The sequence below is a fragment of the Streptomyces scopuliridis genome, from assembly GCF_042790125.1.
Lineage (GTDB): Bacteria > Actinomycetota > Actinomycetes > Streptomycetales > Streptomycetaceae > Streptomyces > Streptomyces scopuliridis_A.
In genome coordinates, this window is record NZ_JBHTZS010000003.1 from 347,838 (window position 1) to 362,713 (window position 14,876).

Below are 14,876 nucleotides of genomic sequence, written 5' to 3' on the forward strand. Positions count from 1 at the left end.
TGCTCGCGCTGCCCGTCAGGCGAGGCGCGGGAGCGCTTCCCTGGTGACCTCGCCGAGCAGCGGCTCACCCGCCACCCACCGGGCCACCTCGGCCACCGCGTACTGCCCGAGCCGTCGTACCTCGCTTCCCTGTGCGCCGGCTATGTGCGGGGTGACCAGCACATTCGGCAGTGACAGCAGCGGGTGGCCGGGCGGCAGGGGTTCGGGGGCCGTCACATCGAGGTACGCCTCCAGCCGGCCGGAGGCGCATTCGGCTGTCAGCGCGTCCGTGTCGACGATGGCCCCTCGGGCGGTGTTGACGAGCGCGCCACCGTCGGGGATGAGCGCGAGCATCGTGGCGTCGAGCAGGCCCGTGGTCTCGGGCAGGAGCGGGGCATGGACGCTGACCACCGCCGACCGTGCGCAGAGACCGGCGAGTCCGACCCGCTCGGCGCCGAGTCGGCGTGCCTCCTCGTCCGTGAGGTACGGATCGCTCAGCAGCACCCGGAAACCCGCGTCGGACCTGCCCAGTTCGGCGATGACCCGGCGCCCGATGCGCGAGGCGCCGATGATCCCGACCGTGAGTCCGTCGGCGCCCGAACGGTCGGCGAAGTCCGGCCATCCGTCGGCGTAGCGGGCCGCCGTCGTCAGCGTCCGGCGCGCGGCGAGCGTGATGAGCGCGACGGTGCAGGAGGCGACGGGGCCGGCGTTGGCGTCGGCCGCCGAGGACACGACGATCCCGCGTTCCCAGACCGCCTCGCTGACGATCGGCTTGACGGTGCCGGCGGCGTGCATCACGGCGCGCAGGTGGGGTGCCCCCGCCAGGACGTCGGCCGTCAGGCGGGGACAGCCCCAGCCGCTGACCAGGATCTCCGCGTCGGCGAGCGCGGCTCCCAGCTGGGCTCCGGAGCGGTCGGGGGCGAGCCGGACCAGTGAGGAGAGCCGGGCGCGCTGGTCCTCGGGGAGTACGAGCTCCGCGGTACCGGGATTCATGACGCATACCGCCCTCGGGCGTTCGGGATGTTCGGCTCTGGCTGTCATGAGAAGGGGCCTCTTTCGCTACGTACTGTTGTCTGCTTGTCCGCACTGCTGCGCGTCGTTCGGCCGCCGTCCCGGTGCGGCACGTCGTCAGGCGCGCGGCAGGCGGAGGGTCACCATCTGGAAGGGGCGCAGGGCGAGTACGACACCGCCGTCGGCCGCCGTCGGTGGCTCGGCGTCCGGGAGCGGGCGTTCCAGCAGATCCGTGGGGACGGCTCGGCCGGTGGCGAAGCCGTCGACGCGGACGGTGGCGCGGGCCCGGCCTCCGTGTGCCTCGTAGAGGCGTACCACCAGGTCGCCGCTGCGGTCGTCGGCCAGCTTCACGGCACTGACCACGACGGCGTCATGGTCCACGGTCACCAGCGGCGCGACCGCCGCGACGGATCCGGTGACCCGGCGCTCGGGCAGGTTGGCCCGGTGGCCCTCGCGGACGGCGTCGCCGATCGTCGCACCCGGCACCAGTGCGTGCCGGAACCGGTGGACGCCCTGGTCGGTCTCGGGATCCGGGTAGCGGGGGGCGCGCAGCAGCGACGCGCGCACGGTGGTCGTCGTGCCCGCGGCGGTCCCGGTGCGTACCGAGCGGGTCACGTCATGGCCGTAGGTCGCGTCGTTGACGACCGCGACGCCCCAGCCCGGCTCGTCGACATGCACGAAACGGTGGTTGCACGCCTCGAACTTGGCCCACTCCCAGCTCGTGTTCTGGTGGGTGGGCCGGTACACATGGCCGAACTGCGTCTCGGAGGCGTACCGATCGGCCTTCACGTCCAGCGGGAAGGCCAGCTTCAGGAAACGCTCGGTCTCGTGCCAGTCCACTTCGGTGTCGATGTCGAGCCGCTTGGCGTCCGCCGGAACCGACAGAAGCTGAGTGACACGGGACGCCCCGAAGATCCGCTCGACGCGCACCGAGGTGCCCTCGACACCCAGCCGGGCCACGTCGGTGAGGTCGCTGCCGACGTTCCGGTAGAAGGCGTCGACGTCCCACGCGTCCCACTGGTTGGGGAAGTCGGGATGCAGCTGGAGCAGGTTGGCCGCCTGCCCGGGTGCGACCGCCTCCCGGTCCGCGACGCGGTCGTACGCGGAGACCACGAGGCCGCGTCCGTCGATCTCGACCCGCAGCAGGCCGTTGTCGAGGACGTACCCGCCGCCCTCGCGTGGGACGGGAGGCACCGCGTCGCCCTGCGCGGTCCGGGCCGAGGCGCCCCCGGCCGGGACCGAACAGCGGGCGTGCGGAGCCGGGTTGAACACCAGCTCGTGACCGCCCGACGCGTCACCGGCGAGCGCACGCTGCGCACCGGCGATGATGCCCTCCAGCTCCCCGGCGAGCCGCGCGTACGTCTCGCGTGCCTCGCGGTGCACCCAGGCGATCGACGAGCCGGGCAGGATGTCATGGAACTGGTGCAGGAGCACCGTTTTCCAGATCCGGTCCAACTCCTCGTAGGGATACGGCATGCCGGTGCGCGCCGCCGCTGTGGCGGCCCACAGCTCGGCCTCCGTGAGCAGCGACTCGCTGCGCCGGTTGCCGCGCTTGGTCCCCGCCTGGCTGGTGAGTGTGGCGCGGTGCAGTTCGAGGTACAGCTCCCCGACCCACACGGGCGGGTCGGGGTATTCGGCCTCGGCCTTGGCGAAGAAGTCGGCGGGCGCCTCCCACTCCACTCTCGCCGCGCCCTCCAGACCGCGCATCCTGGCCGCCTTGGCGACCATCTCGCGCGTGGTCCCACCCCCGCCGTCCCCGTAACCGGTCGGCGCGAGGGAGCGGGTGGCGAGGCCCTTCTCCTTGAAGTTACGTGCCGCGTGGGCGATCTGCCGGCCCGTCATCTCGCAGTTGTACGAGTCGACGGGCGGGAAGTGGGTGAAGACGCGGGTGCCGTCGATGCCCTCCCAGGAGAACGTGTGGTGCGGGAAGGTGTTGGTCCGGCTCCACGAGATCTTCTGGGTGAGCAGTCGTGTGGCGCCGGCGGCCCGGATGATCTGCGGCAGACCCGCCGCGAAGCCGAAGGTGTCCGGCAGCCACGCCTCGTCGCTCTCGATGCCGAACTCCTCCAGGAAGAAGCGTTTGCCATGGACGAACTGGCGGGCCATCGCCTCGGACCCCGGCATGTTGGTGTCGGACTCCACCCACATCCCGCCGACGGGTACGAACCTGCCGTCCGCGACGGCCTTTCTGACCCGCGCGTACACCTCGGGCCGGTGCTCCTTGATCCAGGCGAACTGCTGGGCCTGCGACATGGTGAAGACGAAGTCGGGCTCCTCGTCGAGGAGCGCCGTCATGTTCGACGCCGTACGGGCCACCTTGCGGACCGTCTCGCGCAGCGGCCACAGCCACGCGGAGTCGATGTGGGCATGCCCGACGGCACTGACGCGGTGCGCCGCGGGGGCGGCGGGCGCGGCGAGCACACCGGCGAGTTCGTCACGCGCCGCCCGGGCCGTGCCGTTCACGTCCTGGAGGTCGACCGCGTCCAGGGCGCGGCCGACCGCGCGCAGGATCTCCCAGCGGCGTGCCCCGTCGAGGGGCAGCTCCGCCATGAGCTCGCCGAGGACTTCCAGGTCCATGACCAGGTTCCACACCGTCTCGTCGAAGACGGCCAGCCGCATCTCGCCGAGCACGTACTGGGGAGCTTCGCCCGCCGTCGCCTTGTCGCCCATCGGTGTCGGCTGGAACGGCACCCCGCCGGCGTCGAGGTCGGGGTTGGAGGCGGCCTCGATCCGCCAGTGGACCCGCTCCCCGCCGGTCACCGGTGAGCCGACGCGGACGTACGCGTTGCGCGGGTGGAGTCCCTTGACCGGGGTGCCGTCGGGCCGGTAGACGAGGCCCTCGCACTGGAAACCCGGGGTCCGCGGGGTGAAGCCGAGGTCGAGTACGGCCTCGACGGTACGGCCCGACCACTCGGCGGGCACGGTGCCGGTGACCTGGAACCAGCTGGTCCCCCAGGGCAGGCCCCACGGTGTGCCGGGGGCGATGGGGACGGTCGGTGCCGCCAGCCCCGCGGCCACGGGGACGGGTTCGCCCGCGGTGGACCATATCTCCACGGCCAGGGGTGTGGTGACGGGGTGGACAGCCGGCCGGATGCGTTCCCTGAGGACGCGTTCCAGACGTGCTTCGACCAGCTTCCGGTCGTCATGCATGAAGGGGATCTCCTGTTGCGGCGAGCGTGTGGGGGCGGTCGGGAGTGGGTGGCCGGACGCGGTGCTGATCAGTCGGCCGGGACCACCGGGGCGGGGCGCTCGCAGGTGCTTGTCACCGGGAGTGCGCGGCCCTGGTTCGCCGCGTCGACGAGGGTGAGCATGGTGTCCAGGACGTGCGCGGCGAGTTCCGCCGACGCGCGGTGCGGACGTCCCTCGGACAGGGCCTCGGCCAGATCGGCGAGGCCGGTGCCCCGCCCGGCGCCCGGGTAGCCGGCGGACGGGGGCAGGGTTTCCCAGCCGTCACCGCGGTGGATCTCCACGGCGCCGTCGAAGTTGTTCGGGTCGGGCACGGACAGCGAGGCATCAGTGCCGTGCACCTCGATGCGCGGCAGCCGCGCGGCACGGACGTCGAAGCTCATGACGAGGGTGGACAGGGCGCCTCCGGTGTGTTCCAGGACGCCGGTGATGTGGGTGTCCACCTCCACCGGGAAGGTGTGTCCCGCGCGGGGACCGCTGCCGATGGTCCGCCGCGCACGCGGCCGGGAGGACGCTCCGGTCACCCGGGCCACCGGGCCGAGCAGGTGGACCAGGGCCGACAGGTAGTACGGCCCCATGTCGAGCAGCGGGCCGCCGCCGGGCCGGTAGTAGAACTCCGGGTCCGGGTGCCACTTCTCGTGGCCCGCGCCGGTCATGAAGGCGGTGGCCGCCACGGGCGTACCGATCAGGCCGTCGTCCACCGCCTTGCGCGCGGTCTGGGTCCCGGAGCCGAGGACGGTGTCGGGCGCGCAGCCGACCCGCAGTCCCGCCGCGCGCGCCGCCGCCAGCACGGCATCGGCCTCCTGGCGGCCGGCCGCGAGGGGCTTCTCGCCGTATACGTGCTTGCCCGCGCGGAGTGCCGCCAGGGCGACGTCCGCGTGCGCGGCCGGAATCGTGAGGTTGAGAACGGCGTCCACGTCGTCCCTGGCCACCAGGGCGGCCACGGACGGCAGCACGGCGACTTCATCCCCGGCGCGCGCCTGTTCCGCGACGGCCCGCGCGCGGCTCCGGTCGAGGTCGGTGACGGCGGTCAGCCGCACGGACGTCAGATTCCGCAGCGTCGAGAGGTAGGCGCCGCTGATCTTTCCCGCGCCCACGATGCCGATGCGCAACGGCTTCACCGGCTCGCCCACAGCAGTCCCCTTCCGGTTGTCGCTGGTCAAGGTGGTTCGCGCTCCCATCGGCACCGCACGGCGGAGTGCGGCGATCGGGGTCGGGTGAGGTCGGCCGACAGGCCGGGGGAGCGGCTACGTCCGCTCGGACCGAGGCGAGCCGGCTGCGATCCGCCGACTGTGATCTGAACGTATGAACCGGTACCGAGGTTTGTCAATATGTTGGACGAACCTGGGGAAGGGGTGCGTGACGACTGCCCCGCACGGTGAGGCGGTAAGGGCGGCGATCGCCGCGAAACCCTCCCTATGTGCGGCGACCGTGTTCGAGCTGCCGAACGTATTGACTAACGCAACTCGATGGAATTACATGACGGCGCGGTCACGCCGTCAGCCGCACCTGCCCCCCACCTCCAGCGCACGTACCCACCGAGGGTGCGCATCCCGGGCGCCTCGGGCGAGCGCCTGCTCGCCTGCTCGCGGTCCGTTGATCCCCCCTGTCGTCAGACCGATCAAGACCCGTTGTCCATCCATTCAAGAGGTGACACATGCACCGGAGAATCCGACGAGTCTCACTGTGGCTCTCGGGCATCGCGACGCTGGCCGCCGGCGCTCTGTTCGTCGTTCCAGGCGCCGAGGTCCACGCGGAAGTGGCAACGAGGGAAGGGGGACCGGGGGCCACCGCGAAGGCGGTTGCCGCGGCCGGTGCCACCACGCCCTTCGTGACGGTCGAAGCCGAGTCCGGCCGGCTCGGCGGCGGCGCCACGGTTCGCTCCATCAAGCCGGGGGACCCGGCGCCGACCGCGGCCTCTCTGGAGTCCGAGGCCTCGGGCTACGCGTTCGTCGAACTGAGCGGCACCGGTGGGTCGGTGACGATACCGAACAACACCGGCAAGAACGCCAATACCCTCGTGGTCCGCGCATCGATTCCTGACGCACCGGAAGGCGGCGGCATCACCGCGTCGCTGAACCTGTATGTGAACGGTGCGTTCCGCCAGGCGATCACGCTGAGCTCCCAGCAGGCGTGGAACTATCGCAACGCGACCACGAACCCGGACGACCCCAACGCGGGCGGGGACCCCTACCACTTCTACAACGAATTCCCCGTCTGGGTCACGGGCGCTCCCATCGCCCCGGGCAGCACCATCATGCTCAGGAAGGACGCCGCCAACACGGCTGCCGTCTACGACATCGACTCCATCGATCTGGAGAACGTCGGGGCCGCACTGGCCCAACCGGCCAATTCGCTCTCGGTCGTGAGTTATGGCGCGGATCCGGACTTCTCGAAGGATTCGACGGTCGCCATCCAGGACACGGTGAACGCCGCCCGGCAGCAGGGGAAGTCGGTGTGGATCCCGCGGGGCAAGTATCTGACGAACAGCCTGGTTTCCAAGCCGCTGGACTTCACCGGTGTGAAGGTGCAGGGGGCCGGTATGTGGTACACCACGCTCTATCGCAAGGTTCCCCTTCCGGCCAACTCATGGCGCTCGCAGATACTGGTGGGCTCGGGCAGCACCGTCACGGATCTCCAGATCGATACGAACGCCATCTGGCGGGGAGTCGGCGGCACCGGCGGTTCGGACTACGGAATCAACGCCAGCGGTGCCGGCGGGTGGCAGGTCGAGCGGATCTGGACGCGGCACATCGATGCCAATTGGCTGTCGGGCACGGGTGGCACCATCCGGAACAGCCGGACCGCGGACACCTACGGTGACGGATTCAATATCAACAACGGCAATACCAGGAATCCCGACAAACTCGGTCTCAACATCACGGTCCAGAACAACTTCGCCCGGGGCACCGGCGACGACTCCTTCGCGGTCTACTCCGACTCCGGCGCCGCCGGGACCAACGGCCAGCTGATCGGTGCGAAGGTCCTGAACAACACGGCGATCGCCCCCTGGTGGGCCAACGGTCTCCGGATCGCCGGCGGGCGAAACATCGAGATGAGGAACAACCTGGTGAACAGTGTGTCGTCGAACAGCGCCCTGGACATCGGCGTGTACGGCGATTCGGGACACCCCCTGGAGTCCGCCACGGTCAGCGGGAACGTCCTGCTCGGAGGCGGCGGCTGGAACGGCGTCCGGCACGGTGTGCGGATCAGCTCTCCCCCGAGCACCTCGCAGTATCCGGACGCCTACACGAACGTCACCCTGACCGACAACGTCCTGCGCGGGGCCCTCCGTGCGGGCCTCTACATCGACCGGACGCGGGTCACCGTGACCCTGCGGAACAATACGATCGACGGTCCGGCGACCGGGGGAATCTGGATCACCTCGGGAGTCACCGGCACCGGGTCCTTCACGGGTAACCAGGTGCGGAACCTGCGCCCGGGGCAGGTCGCGACCCAGAACGACTCGGCGTCCACTTTCAAGATCACTGGCTGAAATTCCCCGGCCTGACGGCGAATTCCAGGGAATGTGACGACAAAGGTGATCAACTGGCGGTGATCAGGAGCTTGGTGAGGCGCTCGGCCGGGGTTTCCCGGCCGGGCGTTTTGCGTTGGTGACGCTTCGGTGAGAACGAGGCCGATGTCACGCTGCGCGATTTCGGGCACGCGAGCGCGCCCCGCGGAGAGGTGGGAAGGGATGCCCCAATGCCTCCCGTGGTGTACCTGGTGCCTGCTTTTCTTCGCCTGACTGGGGCATTGACCTGCGAACAAGTGATCGCTTAGCGTTCCAGCGTTCATGTTCAAGCCACACCCACCAGGCCAGAACACACGAGGCAAGAACGTCGCTCCCCCAACCGGCGTTCGAGCCCAGCCGCCAGGCGGTCCGGCACGCACGTGCGTGGCACAACAGGCCAGAACCGAGACGGGATGAAACATCTTGATGGAGGAATTGGCCCGGGGGATGCGGCACAGCCACGGGGGAACGGACGGGGAAGTGCCGGTGCGGGGGCAGGAGGACGATATCGAGAGAGCCCTTCTCGAGGTCCAGTCCCTGGTCCGCGCGACAGTGGCGAAGCATCGGCGAAGATCATCCCGTAAGCAGCTCACCACCGTGCTGAAGCCGGTCGCCGGCGAGATACTGGCCGCGAGTGAACAACTCGCCCACGGGGCCGCACGCGCCGTCGACGCCGTGGTCGCCGAGCCGGCCTACGCCGCGCGCACCTACGCGGTGCTGCGCGAAGTGCTGCGGGAACGCCGAGGCTCCGTGCGGGCGCGGATCCTCTGCGTACAGGCCACTCTCGACCGCGACCTGGTGGAGGAACTGGCCCGGTACGGGCACCCCAACGCCGTGCGCGTCGCCCGGATCCCGCGCATGGACGCCGTCATCGCCGATGGCCGGTCGGCGCTGGTCTGCGCGGAGATGGCGGGCGAGCGCCAGGCGTGCGTGCTGCGGGTGTCGCCCGAGACACAGGTCATCCACAACCTCTTCGGCACCGTCTGGAAGCAGGCGGTCGATGTCAACGCCTGGATCGGCTTAGGCGAGCACACCCGCGTCGAACTCGTCCAGCAGATCCTCCACTACCTCCGTACCGGTGCCACCGACGAGGTGGCGTCCCGCAAACTCTCCATCTCGGTGCGCACCTACCGTCGGCACATCGCGACCATCATGGAACTCCTCGATGCCAAGTCCCGTTTTCAGGCAGGCGTGCGCGCGGCCGAGCTGGGCTTGCTCACCGGCATCCCTCCGGTGCCCGACGCGTCGCGCGGATGGTCCCCGCCGGGCCGGGCGAGATGCGGGTGCGCACCACCGCCGGACTACGACTACTTTCCGGACAGTCTCCGGGCCGTGCAGCGGCTGTGCCCGGCCCAGTTGTGCGCCGGAAGGCCGCAGCCGGCCGTCGGCCCCGGCATCGCCCTGTCGAACGGTCGCACCGCGTGACAGCGCCCGTCCGGCAACTTCGCGTCAGCAAGCTGACAGCGGTGTGGGCCGGGCGCGCCGCGCTGTCAGCTTGCTGACGGGATGACCGCTCCGCGCGCGGGCCGTGAACCACCCGTCCGTAAGCTCGGCCGCCGAGGCCCTGGACCGGGGCCCGCGGACCGCGGCGGGAGGACACGATGACCGAGGCGAAGGCCCCCGTACCCGTACTCCCGGCGGTCTTCCCGCCGGCGGTGTCCGACCCGGAGCTGGAGCGCCGGCTGGGGCGCGGCCTGGGCCGGGTGGAAGAGCGGCTGGAGGCATGCACGGCCCGGGTGGCCGACCCGAGGATGGCCGGGATCGTCGGTCACCTGCTGGCCGCCGACGGCGAGCGCCTCCGCCCGCTCCTGGCGTTGCTGGGCAGCGAGTTCGGCCCCGGCGGGGCCGAGGGCGCCGCCGACGCGGGGGCCGTCGCCGAACTCGTCCACACCGCCTCCCTCCACCACGTCGATGTCATGGACCGCGCTCCGGTCCGGCACGGAGTCCCCAGCGCCAACGCGCTGTGGGGCAACCGCCTGGCGGTTCTGGCCGGCGACTGGCTGCTCGGCCAGGCGGCCCGGATCGCCGTCGGGCTGGGGCCCGAGGCGGTGCGGCTGCACGCCGGGACCGCCGAACGGCTCGTGCTGGGGCGGAGCCGGAAGGCGACGGCGCCGGGCCCCGGCACCGACGCGGTCGAGCATCGCGTCGAGGCCGCCGGGAGGACCGCGGCGCTGTTCTCCATGGCGCTGAGCATCGGGGCCCTTCAAGCAGGCGCGCCGCGGTATGTCGTACGCGATCTCGGCGAGTTCGGGGAGCTGCTGGGTACCGCCGCCGTGGACGGCTGTCCGGCACGGGCTCGGGAGGTACTGGTACGCCTGCCGGACAACCCGGCCCGGGAGGCTCTGGACTCGCTCTGCGACTCCGTCCCCACCGGAGCGGCCTGACGTGCCGAGGAGGCGCCGTTCCGGTCCCGGGCAGTTGTCATTCCAGCGGTGGCAGCAGCCCCAGTTCGATGGCTCGCACACCCGCCTGGAACCGGGAACTCGCGCCGAGGCCGCGCATGATCTCGGCGACATGTCGCCGGTAGGTCCGCAGTGACACGTTCAGCTCGCGCGCCGCGACGTCGTCGGTGCTGCCGGACCGCAGGTGCTCCAGGACGCGGCGGCTGGTCTCGGCATGAGCGCGGGGGCCCAGCCGCAGATGGGCGTCGAGCGGTACGGCGGCGGTCCATGCCGCGGCGAACAGTGACTCCAGGGCCCGCACCACCAACGGGATCCGGATGACGGCGGCTTGTGGGGCTCCGTCCCCCGAGTCCGTGTGGGCCAGGACGAGCCGGCCGCCGAGGATGACGGCCTCCTGGAGCGGCGCCGCGGTCACCCGGACCTCGCAGTCCGGCCGATGCGGCGTTCCGGCCGGCAGCCGCGCCGGGCAGAGCAGGCGCAGTGTGGTACCGGTCCGGATACGGGGGGCCGCCCGGCCGATCGCCGCGTAGAGGGCGTGGGCCTCCCCGCCGTTGCCGCTGATCATCACGGCCACGTCGCCCTTGGCGGCCGGGATCAGCCGCTCGGCGGCGGCTGCCATCGACTCCCCGGAGCAGCCTGTGAACGGGACGACGGACGTTCTGCGGCGATGAGCCGACATGGTCATCTCGATGAGCTGCTGGATGCGCGCCAGGTTGTTTTCCATCTCATCGGCGGAGCCGGAGACGCTCCAAGCCGTCGCGTGATCGATCAACACTACCCCCGGAGTCACGTGAAGATTCCGGAAGTGGAACGTTCCAAAGCGTTCGCGCGGGACTTCCGGACGGCACCCGAGTAGCGTGCCGGAGCGCTCATGACCTGTCGCTCCGGATGGCAGGAAGTTGCGCTGCCCTCACCCGGTGGAGTGATGATATGACAGCCCGTCATGCGGAATCATGTTCTGTGGCCGCCTGGTGACAGGCACGCATGGGCGCGGGCAGCGGCGGCGGGCACATGGATACGCACGGCCGTCCGGGCGGGCGGTGCGCACTCCGACTGGCAGCTTCCTGAAAGCGGCTTGCCCCACCCGCGCACAGCCCACTAGGCATGGGGACCGCACGGTCAGTCGTGTCCTCCGCTGTGGGCGGATACCGTGGAAGGTGGCAGCTATGAGTCCGTCGCGGATCGGCCTGGTGTTCCCCGGGCAGGGCACGCAGCGCGAAGGCATGGGCGAACCCTGGCGTGAGACCGCCTCCTGGCGGCTCGTGGAGGAGATCTCCGAGCACTCCGGCACGGACGTCGAGGAGTTGCTGCTGCGCACGTCCGGCGAGCGGCTGCGGCGCACCGACCTGGCGCAGATCGCCGTCTACTCCGTGGCGATGATGGCCCATGCCGAGGCCGAGCGGGCGGGACTCCTCACGGACGCCGTGGCCTGCGCCGGTCACAGCCTGGGCGAGTACGCCGCACTGACCGCCGCGGGGATCCTCGAACTGGCCGACGGCGTCGCCCTGGTGACCGCACGCGGCCGGGCGATGCGCGAGGCCGCGGCCGGGCGGGAGGGAACCATGGGCGTGCTGGTACGGGCCGGGCTCGCCGAGGCCGAGGAACTGGTCGCCAAGGCGGCGGCCGAGGGCCACGCCGTGTGGGTGGCCAACGTCAACGGCCCCGGTCAGATCGTCCTCTCGGGCACGGAGGCGGCCATCGAGTACGTCGCCGGCCAGGCTCCCGAGGCCGGTGCCAAGCTCATCCGCGTAGCCGTGGGCGGCGCTTTCCACAGCCCGCTGATGGAACCGGCGGCCGGTCAACTGCCCGCCGTGCTGCGGAAGGTGAGGTTCGCGCCGGGCCGGCTGCCGGTCGTGGCGAACGTCGACGGCGAACCGTACGCCGGGGACGCCGACTGGCCCGCACTGGCCGTACGTCAGCTCGTCTCGCCCGTCCAGTGGGAGCGCAGCGTACACACACTGACCGGGACGCTGGGCTGCCGGCGCCTGCTGGAACTCGGGCCCGGCCGGACACTGGCCGGTCTGATCAAGCGGATCGCCCCGGACGTCGACACCGTCTCCTTCGACCGGCCCGACGCCGTGCGCTGACGCCGTCACCGGACGGGGCGCACCCCGCACGTGTTCGTCCACGGCACCGGACGAGGCGGTCCCTCGCCCGGTGCCCCGTCATATCGCTGAGGAGCAAGCCATGAAGGTCTTCGCCGACCAGGACACGTGCGTCGCCTCCGGCCAGTGCGTGCTGGCCGCCGCCGAGGTGTTCGACCAGCGGGAGGAGGACGGCATCGTCGTCCTGCTCGACAACAACCCACCCGTCGGCCTGGCGGACGAGGTCCGGCAGGCCGCCGCCCTCTGCCCGGCCGTGGCCATACGGGTGGAGGAGTGAAGCGGATCGTGGCCACCGGGGTCCCGTACGGCGAACGGCGAAGCGCCGGTCCGTGCGGTCGTCGCGTTCGCGCTCCCGCCCGGACCGGCGCTCGGCCATCGCCTACTTTCCGGCCGCCTCCATTTCACGCACGAGGCTGAGCGGACGCATATCGGTCCAGTTCTTGTTCACGTACTCCAGGCACGCCTCTTTGCTGTCCTGGCCGTGTACGACCGTCCAGCCGGCCGGAACCTCGGCGAAGGCCGGCCACAGCGAATGCTGGCCTTCGTCGTTCACCAGCACGTAGTAGTCGGCGTCGTTGTCCTCGAAAGGATTGGTACTCATATCTCCTTCTCCATCCTACGATGCGAACCGGCGCCGGATCCGCGGCGGACAGTCGATCACGGTGCGCCACGGGTCCAGCAGATCAGGCGGAACGGCGAGATGTCCAGAAGAATTGGTCGGCGAATCTTCTATATCGGCGATTCCTGAACTCCCGGAACAAGCGTATTTCGGTGGGTGAAGCGGCCGGGGCTTTTCAGAGCTTGACGGGCAGCGCGGCCGGCGCCCGCACGAGCAGGGCGGGCTGGTAGCGCAGCTCCGAAGGGCGCACGGCGAGACGGATGTCCGGGAAGCGCTCGAAGACGCGCCGCATCGAGATCTCCGCCTGCGCCCGGGCCAGATGTGTACCGATGCAGTAGTGGATGCCGTGGCCGAAGGTGAGGTGCGCCGGCTTCGGCCGGTCGATGTCCAGGTCGTCCGGCCGGTCCGGGAAGGCGTCGGGATCGTGGTTGGCGCTCGCCGGCGAGAGCATCACGATCTCACCGGCCGGAATCGTGGTGCCGGCGATCTCCACGTCCTCCAGGGTCAGCCGTTGCAGGGCGTACAGCATGGGGCTGGAGAAGCGGATCAACTCGTCGACCACGTGCGGGATCCGGCCGGGGTCGGCCTTGAGCCGTTCGCCCTGCTCGGGGTGGGCGAGCAGCGCGGCGAAGCAGCCGGTCATCAGCGACGTGGTCGTTTCGTTGCCACCGGTCATCAGCGCGAACGCCGTGGAGAGTATCTCCTTGGGGGCCAGCAGCTTGTCGCCCTCGGCGTGCACCATCGCGGAGATGAGGTCGTCGGTCGGGCGCCGTGACTTCTCCGCGATCAGATCGGCCATGTACGCGGAGAGTTCGCGGGTGTGCTGGGCCAGGATGCCGGTCGGATCGGTCGCGTCGGTGCTCCGCATGGTCTTCGACCAGACGTTGAACTGCCGCCAGTCCGCGGCCGGAACGCCCAGGAGCTGGGCGATCCCGATGATGGGCAGCGGTTCGGTGAGACTCTCCACCAGATCCGGCTGCTCGCGCGCGGCCAGCTCGTCGAGCAGCTGGTCGACGACCTTCTCCAGGCCGGGGCGCAGATTCGCGACGCGCTTGGGCGTGAAGGCGAACACCAGCGCCTTGCGCAGCGGGGTGTGGCGAGGGGGGTCGGAGTTGGCCAGGTGGTTGGTGATCTCGTCGGCGGGCTTCAACTCCTTGCCGATCTGCCGGCCGAGGGCCTCGTACAGCTTTCCGATGTCCCGGCTCAGCCGGGGGTCGGCCAGCGCCTCGCGGACGTCGTCGTACCGGGTGATCACCCAGGCGCGGGCCCCGTCGGGCGTCTGCACCATGGTCACGGGGTGTTCCGCGCGCAACAGGGAGAAGGTCGGATACGGGTTCTGGGTGTACTCGTCACTGAACATCCAGTACTTCGAAAGTGCTCCGCAGGCTGTCACTCGATGCTCTCCTCGCGGTTGTCCGGTGAGGCGTCCGCACCGCTCGCGGGGCACGTCCGGCCCACCAGCCTGACACCGCGGGCGCCGGCCGTCAGCACTGATGTGGAAATTTCGATGCGCGCGTGCGGAGGCCCTGCGGCTCGCCTTCTGGTTCAAATTCTTCGTACTGGCCTGGTGAACGCCGGTTCACCTCGGCTACCTTCGCCGAGGCGCGTGATCAGGACGCCCCGAATTCAAAAGGAAAATCATCGGTGCGGCGGGAGGAATGCCTGCCGCGCACATTGATGATTTCCTCGTCAACCGGTGCACGGCCCGTCCGGGACGATGGCACAGCCACAGGGGAAGAGGAGTGAGCAGCGACATGACGACTTCTGCCGAGAACAGGACCGAGATAATCAAGGAAATCGTCTGCGACATCCTCGAACTGGAGGAGGACGAAGTCACCGAGACAAGCCTGTTCAAAGAGGAACACGGTGCCGACTCGCTGCGTGCGATCGAGATTCTCGCCGCCTTGGAGAAGCAGTTCCACGTGGTCATCGACCAGACCGAACTGGGCCGCATGGTCCACCTCCAGGGCGTCGAAGAGGTCGTCGCCGAGGCCGCCGCCAAGTAGCCAGGGCCGCGCGGTTCGCCGCACCGTCAGGACACAGACGACCGAAACCGGACG

Annotated in this window: 12 protein-coding genes; 6 read left to right on the forward strand and 6 right to left on the reverse strand. The window is 70.3% G+C overall.

Going from position 1 to position 14,876, the window contains the following annotated elements:
- Window positions 1-15: 15 nt before the first annotated feature.
- From ACFRKB_RS06120 to ACFRKB_RS06130, 3 genes are all read right to left on the reverse strand, one after another.
- Complete coding sequence (locus ACFRKB_RS06120) at window positions 16-972, reverse strand: hydroxyacid dehydrogenase (protein WP_383103691.1); 957 nt, start codon at window positions 970-972, stop codon at window positions 16-18.
- 135 nt (window positions 973-1,107) lie between these two features.
- The gene (locus ACFRKB_RS06125; protein WP_383103693.1) at window positions 1,108-4,140 is read right to left on the reverse strand and encodes an alpha-mannosidase; all 3,033 of its coding nucleotides are present in this window, start codon (window positions 4,138-4,140) and stop codon (window positions 1,108-1,110) included.
- A gap of 68 nt (window positions 4,141-4,208) precedes the next feature.
- A complete protein-coding gene (locus ACFRKB_RS06130; protein WP_383103694.1) occupies window positions 4,209-5,309 on the reverse strand; it encodes a Gfo/Idh/MocA family protein in 1,101 nt (366 codons plus the stop codon).
- A 524-nt stretch (window positions 5,310-5,833) separates the two neighbouring features.
- Here ACFRKB_RS06130 and ACFRKB_RS06135 point away from each other — a divergent pair.
- The 3 genes from ACFRKB_RS06135 (at window position 5,834) to ACFRKB_RS06145 (ending at window position 10,074) form a co-directional block, all read left to right on the forward strand.
- Window positions 5,834-7,672 (forward strand): glycosyl hydrolase family 28-related protein, encoded by a 1,839-nt coding sequence (locus ACFRKB_RS06135; protein WP_383103695.1) that lies wholly within the window; start codon window positions 5,834-5,836, stop codon window positions 7,670-7,672.
- 465 nt (window positions 7,673-8,137) lie between these two features.
- Entirely contained in the window at window positions 8,138-9,115 is a 978-nt protein-coding gene (locus ACFRKB_RS06140; RefSeq protein WP_383103696.1) for a helix-turn-helix transcriptional regulator, read from the forward strand.
- Window positions 9,116-9,291: 176 nt separating this feature from the next.
- A complete protein-coding gene (locus tag ACFRKB_RS06145) occupies window positions 9,292-10,074 on the forward strand; it encodes a polyprenyl synthetase family protein (RefSeq protein ID WP_383103698.1) in 783 nt (260 codons plus the stop codon).
- Window positions 10,075-10,111: 37 nt separating this feature from the next.
- Here ACFRKB_RS06145 and ACFRKB_RS06150 read toward each other — a convergent pair whose 3' ends face one another.
- Window positions 10,112-10,816: a helix-turn-helix transcriptional regulator gene (locus tag ACFRKB_RS06150; RefSeq protein WP_383103699.1), complete on the reverse strand. Its 705-nt coding sequence runs from the start codon at window positions 10,814-10,816 to the stop codon at window positions 10,112-10,114.
- Window positions 10,817-11,258: 442 nt separating this feature from the next.
- On the opposite strand from ACFRKB_RS06150, the gene ACFRKB_RS06155 reads away from it, so the two are divergent.
- A complete protein-coding gene (locus tag ACFRKB_RS06155; protein WP_383103700.1) occupies window positions 11,259-12,179 on the forward strand; it encodes an ACP S-malonyltransferase in 921 nt (306 codons plus the stop codon).
- A 100-nt stretch (window positions 12,180-12,279) separates the two neighbouring features.
- A complete protein-coding gene (locus ACFRKB_RS06160; RefSeq protein WP_383103701.1) occupies window positions 12,280-12,474 on the forward strand; it encodes a ferredoxin in 195 nt (64 codons plus the stop codon).
- Between the two features lie 102 nt (window positions 12,475-12,576).
- On the opposite strand, the gene ACFRKB_RS06165 is transcribed toward ACFRKB_RS06160, so the two are convergent.
- The gene (locus ACFRKB_RS06165; protein ID WP_365975059.1) at window positions 12,577-12,798 is read right to left on the reverse strand and encodes an MbtH family protein; all 222 of its coding nucleotides are present in this window, start codon (window positions 12,796-12,798) and stop codon (window positions 12,577-12,579) included.
- Window positions 12,799-12,991: 193 nt separating this feature from the next.
- Window positions 12,992-14,209 (reverse strand): cytochrome P450 family protein, encoded by a 1,218-nt coding sequence (locus ACFRKB_RS06170; RefSeq protein ID WP_383103703.1) that lies wholly within the window; start codon window positions 14,207-14,209, stop codon window positions 12,992-12,994.
- A 361-nt stretch (window positions 14,210-14,570) separates the two neighbouring features.
- Between ACFRKB_RS06170 and ACFRKB_RS06175 the strand changes: the two genes are divergently transcribed.
- Window positions 14,571-14,822 (forward strand): acyl carrier protein, encoded by a 252-nt coding sequence (locus ACFRKB_RS06175; RefSeq protein WP_365975057.1) that lies wholly within the window; start codon window positions 14,571-14,573, stop codon window positions 14,820-14,822.
- Window positions 14,823-14,876 lie beyond the last annotated feature (54 nt).

Coding starts and splice junctions, on each gene's coding strand:
- ACFRKB_RS06165 (WP_365975059.1), bottom strand. CDS start 12,798: ATGAGTACCAATCCTTTCGAGGACAACGACGCCGACTACTACGTGCTG.
- ACFRKB_RS06155 (WP_383103700.1), top strand. CDS start 11,259: ATGAGTCCGTCGCGGATCGGCCTGGTGTTCCCCGGGCAGGGCACGCAG.
- ACFRKB_RS06125 (WP_383103693.1), bottom strand. CDS start 4,140: ATGCATGACGACCGGAAGCTGGTCGAAGCACGTCTGGAACGCGTCCTC.
- ACFRKB_RS06135 (WP_383103695.1), top strand. CDS start 5,834: ATGCACCGGAGAATCCGACGAGTCTCACTGTGGCTCTCGGGCATCGCG.
- ACFRKB_RS06145 (WP_383103698.1), top strand. CDS start 9,292: ATGACCGAGGCGAAGGCCCCCGTACCCGTACTCCCGGCGGTCTTCCCG.
- ACFRKB_RS06140 (WP_383103696.1), top strand. CDS start 8,138: ATGCGGCACAGCCACGGGGGAACGGACGGGGAAGTGCCGGTGCGGGGG.
- ACFRKB_RS06120 (WP_383103691.1), bottom strand. CDS start 972: ATGAATCCCGGTACCGCGGAGCTCGTACTCCCCGAGGACCAGCGCGCC.
- ACFRKB_RS06160 (WP_383103701.1), top strand. CDS start 12,280: ATGAAGGTCTTCGCCGACCAGGACACGTGCGTCGCCTCCGGCCAGTGC.
- ACFRKB_RS06175 (WP_365975057.1), top strand. CDS start 14,571: ATGACGACTTCTGCCGAGAACAGGACCGAGATAATCAAGGAAATCGTC.
- ACFRKB_RS06150 (WP_383103699.1), bottom strand. CDS start 10,816: ATGGAAAACAACCTGGCGCGCATCCAGCAGCTCATCGAGATGACCATG.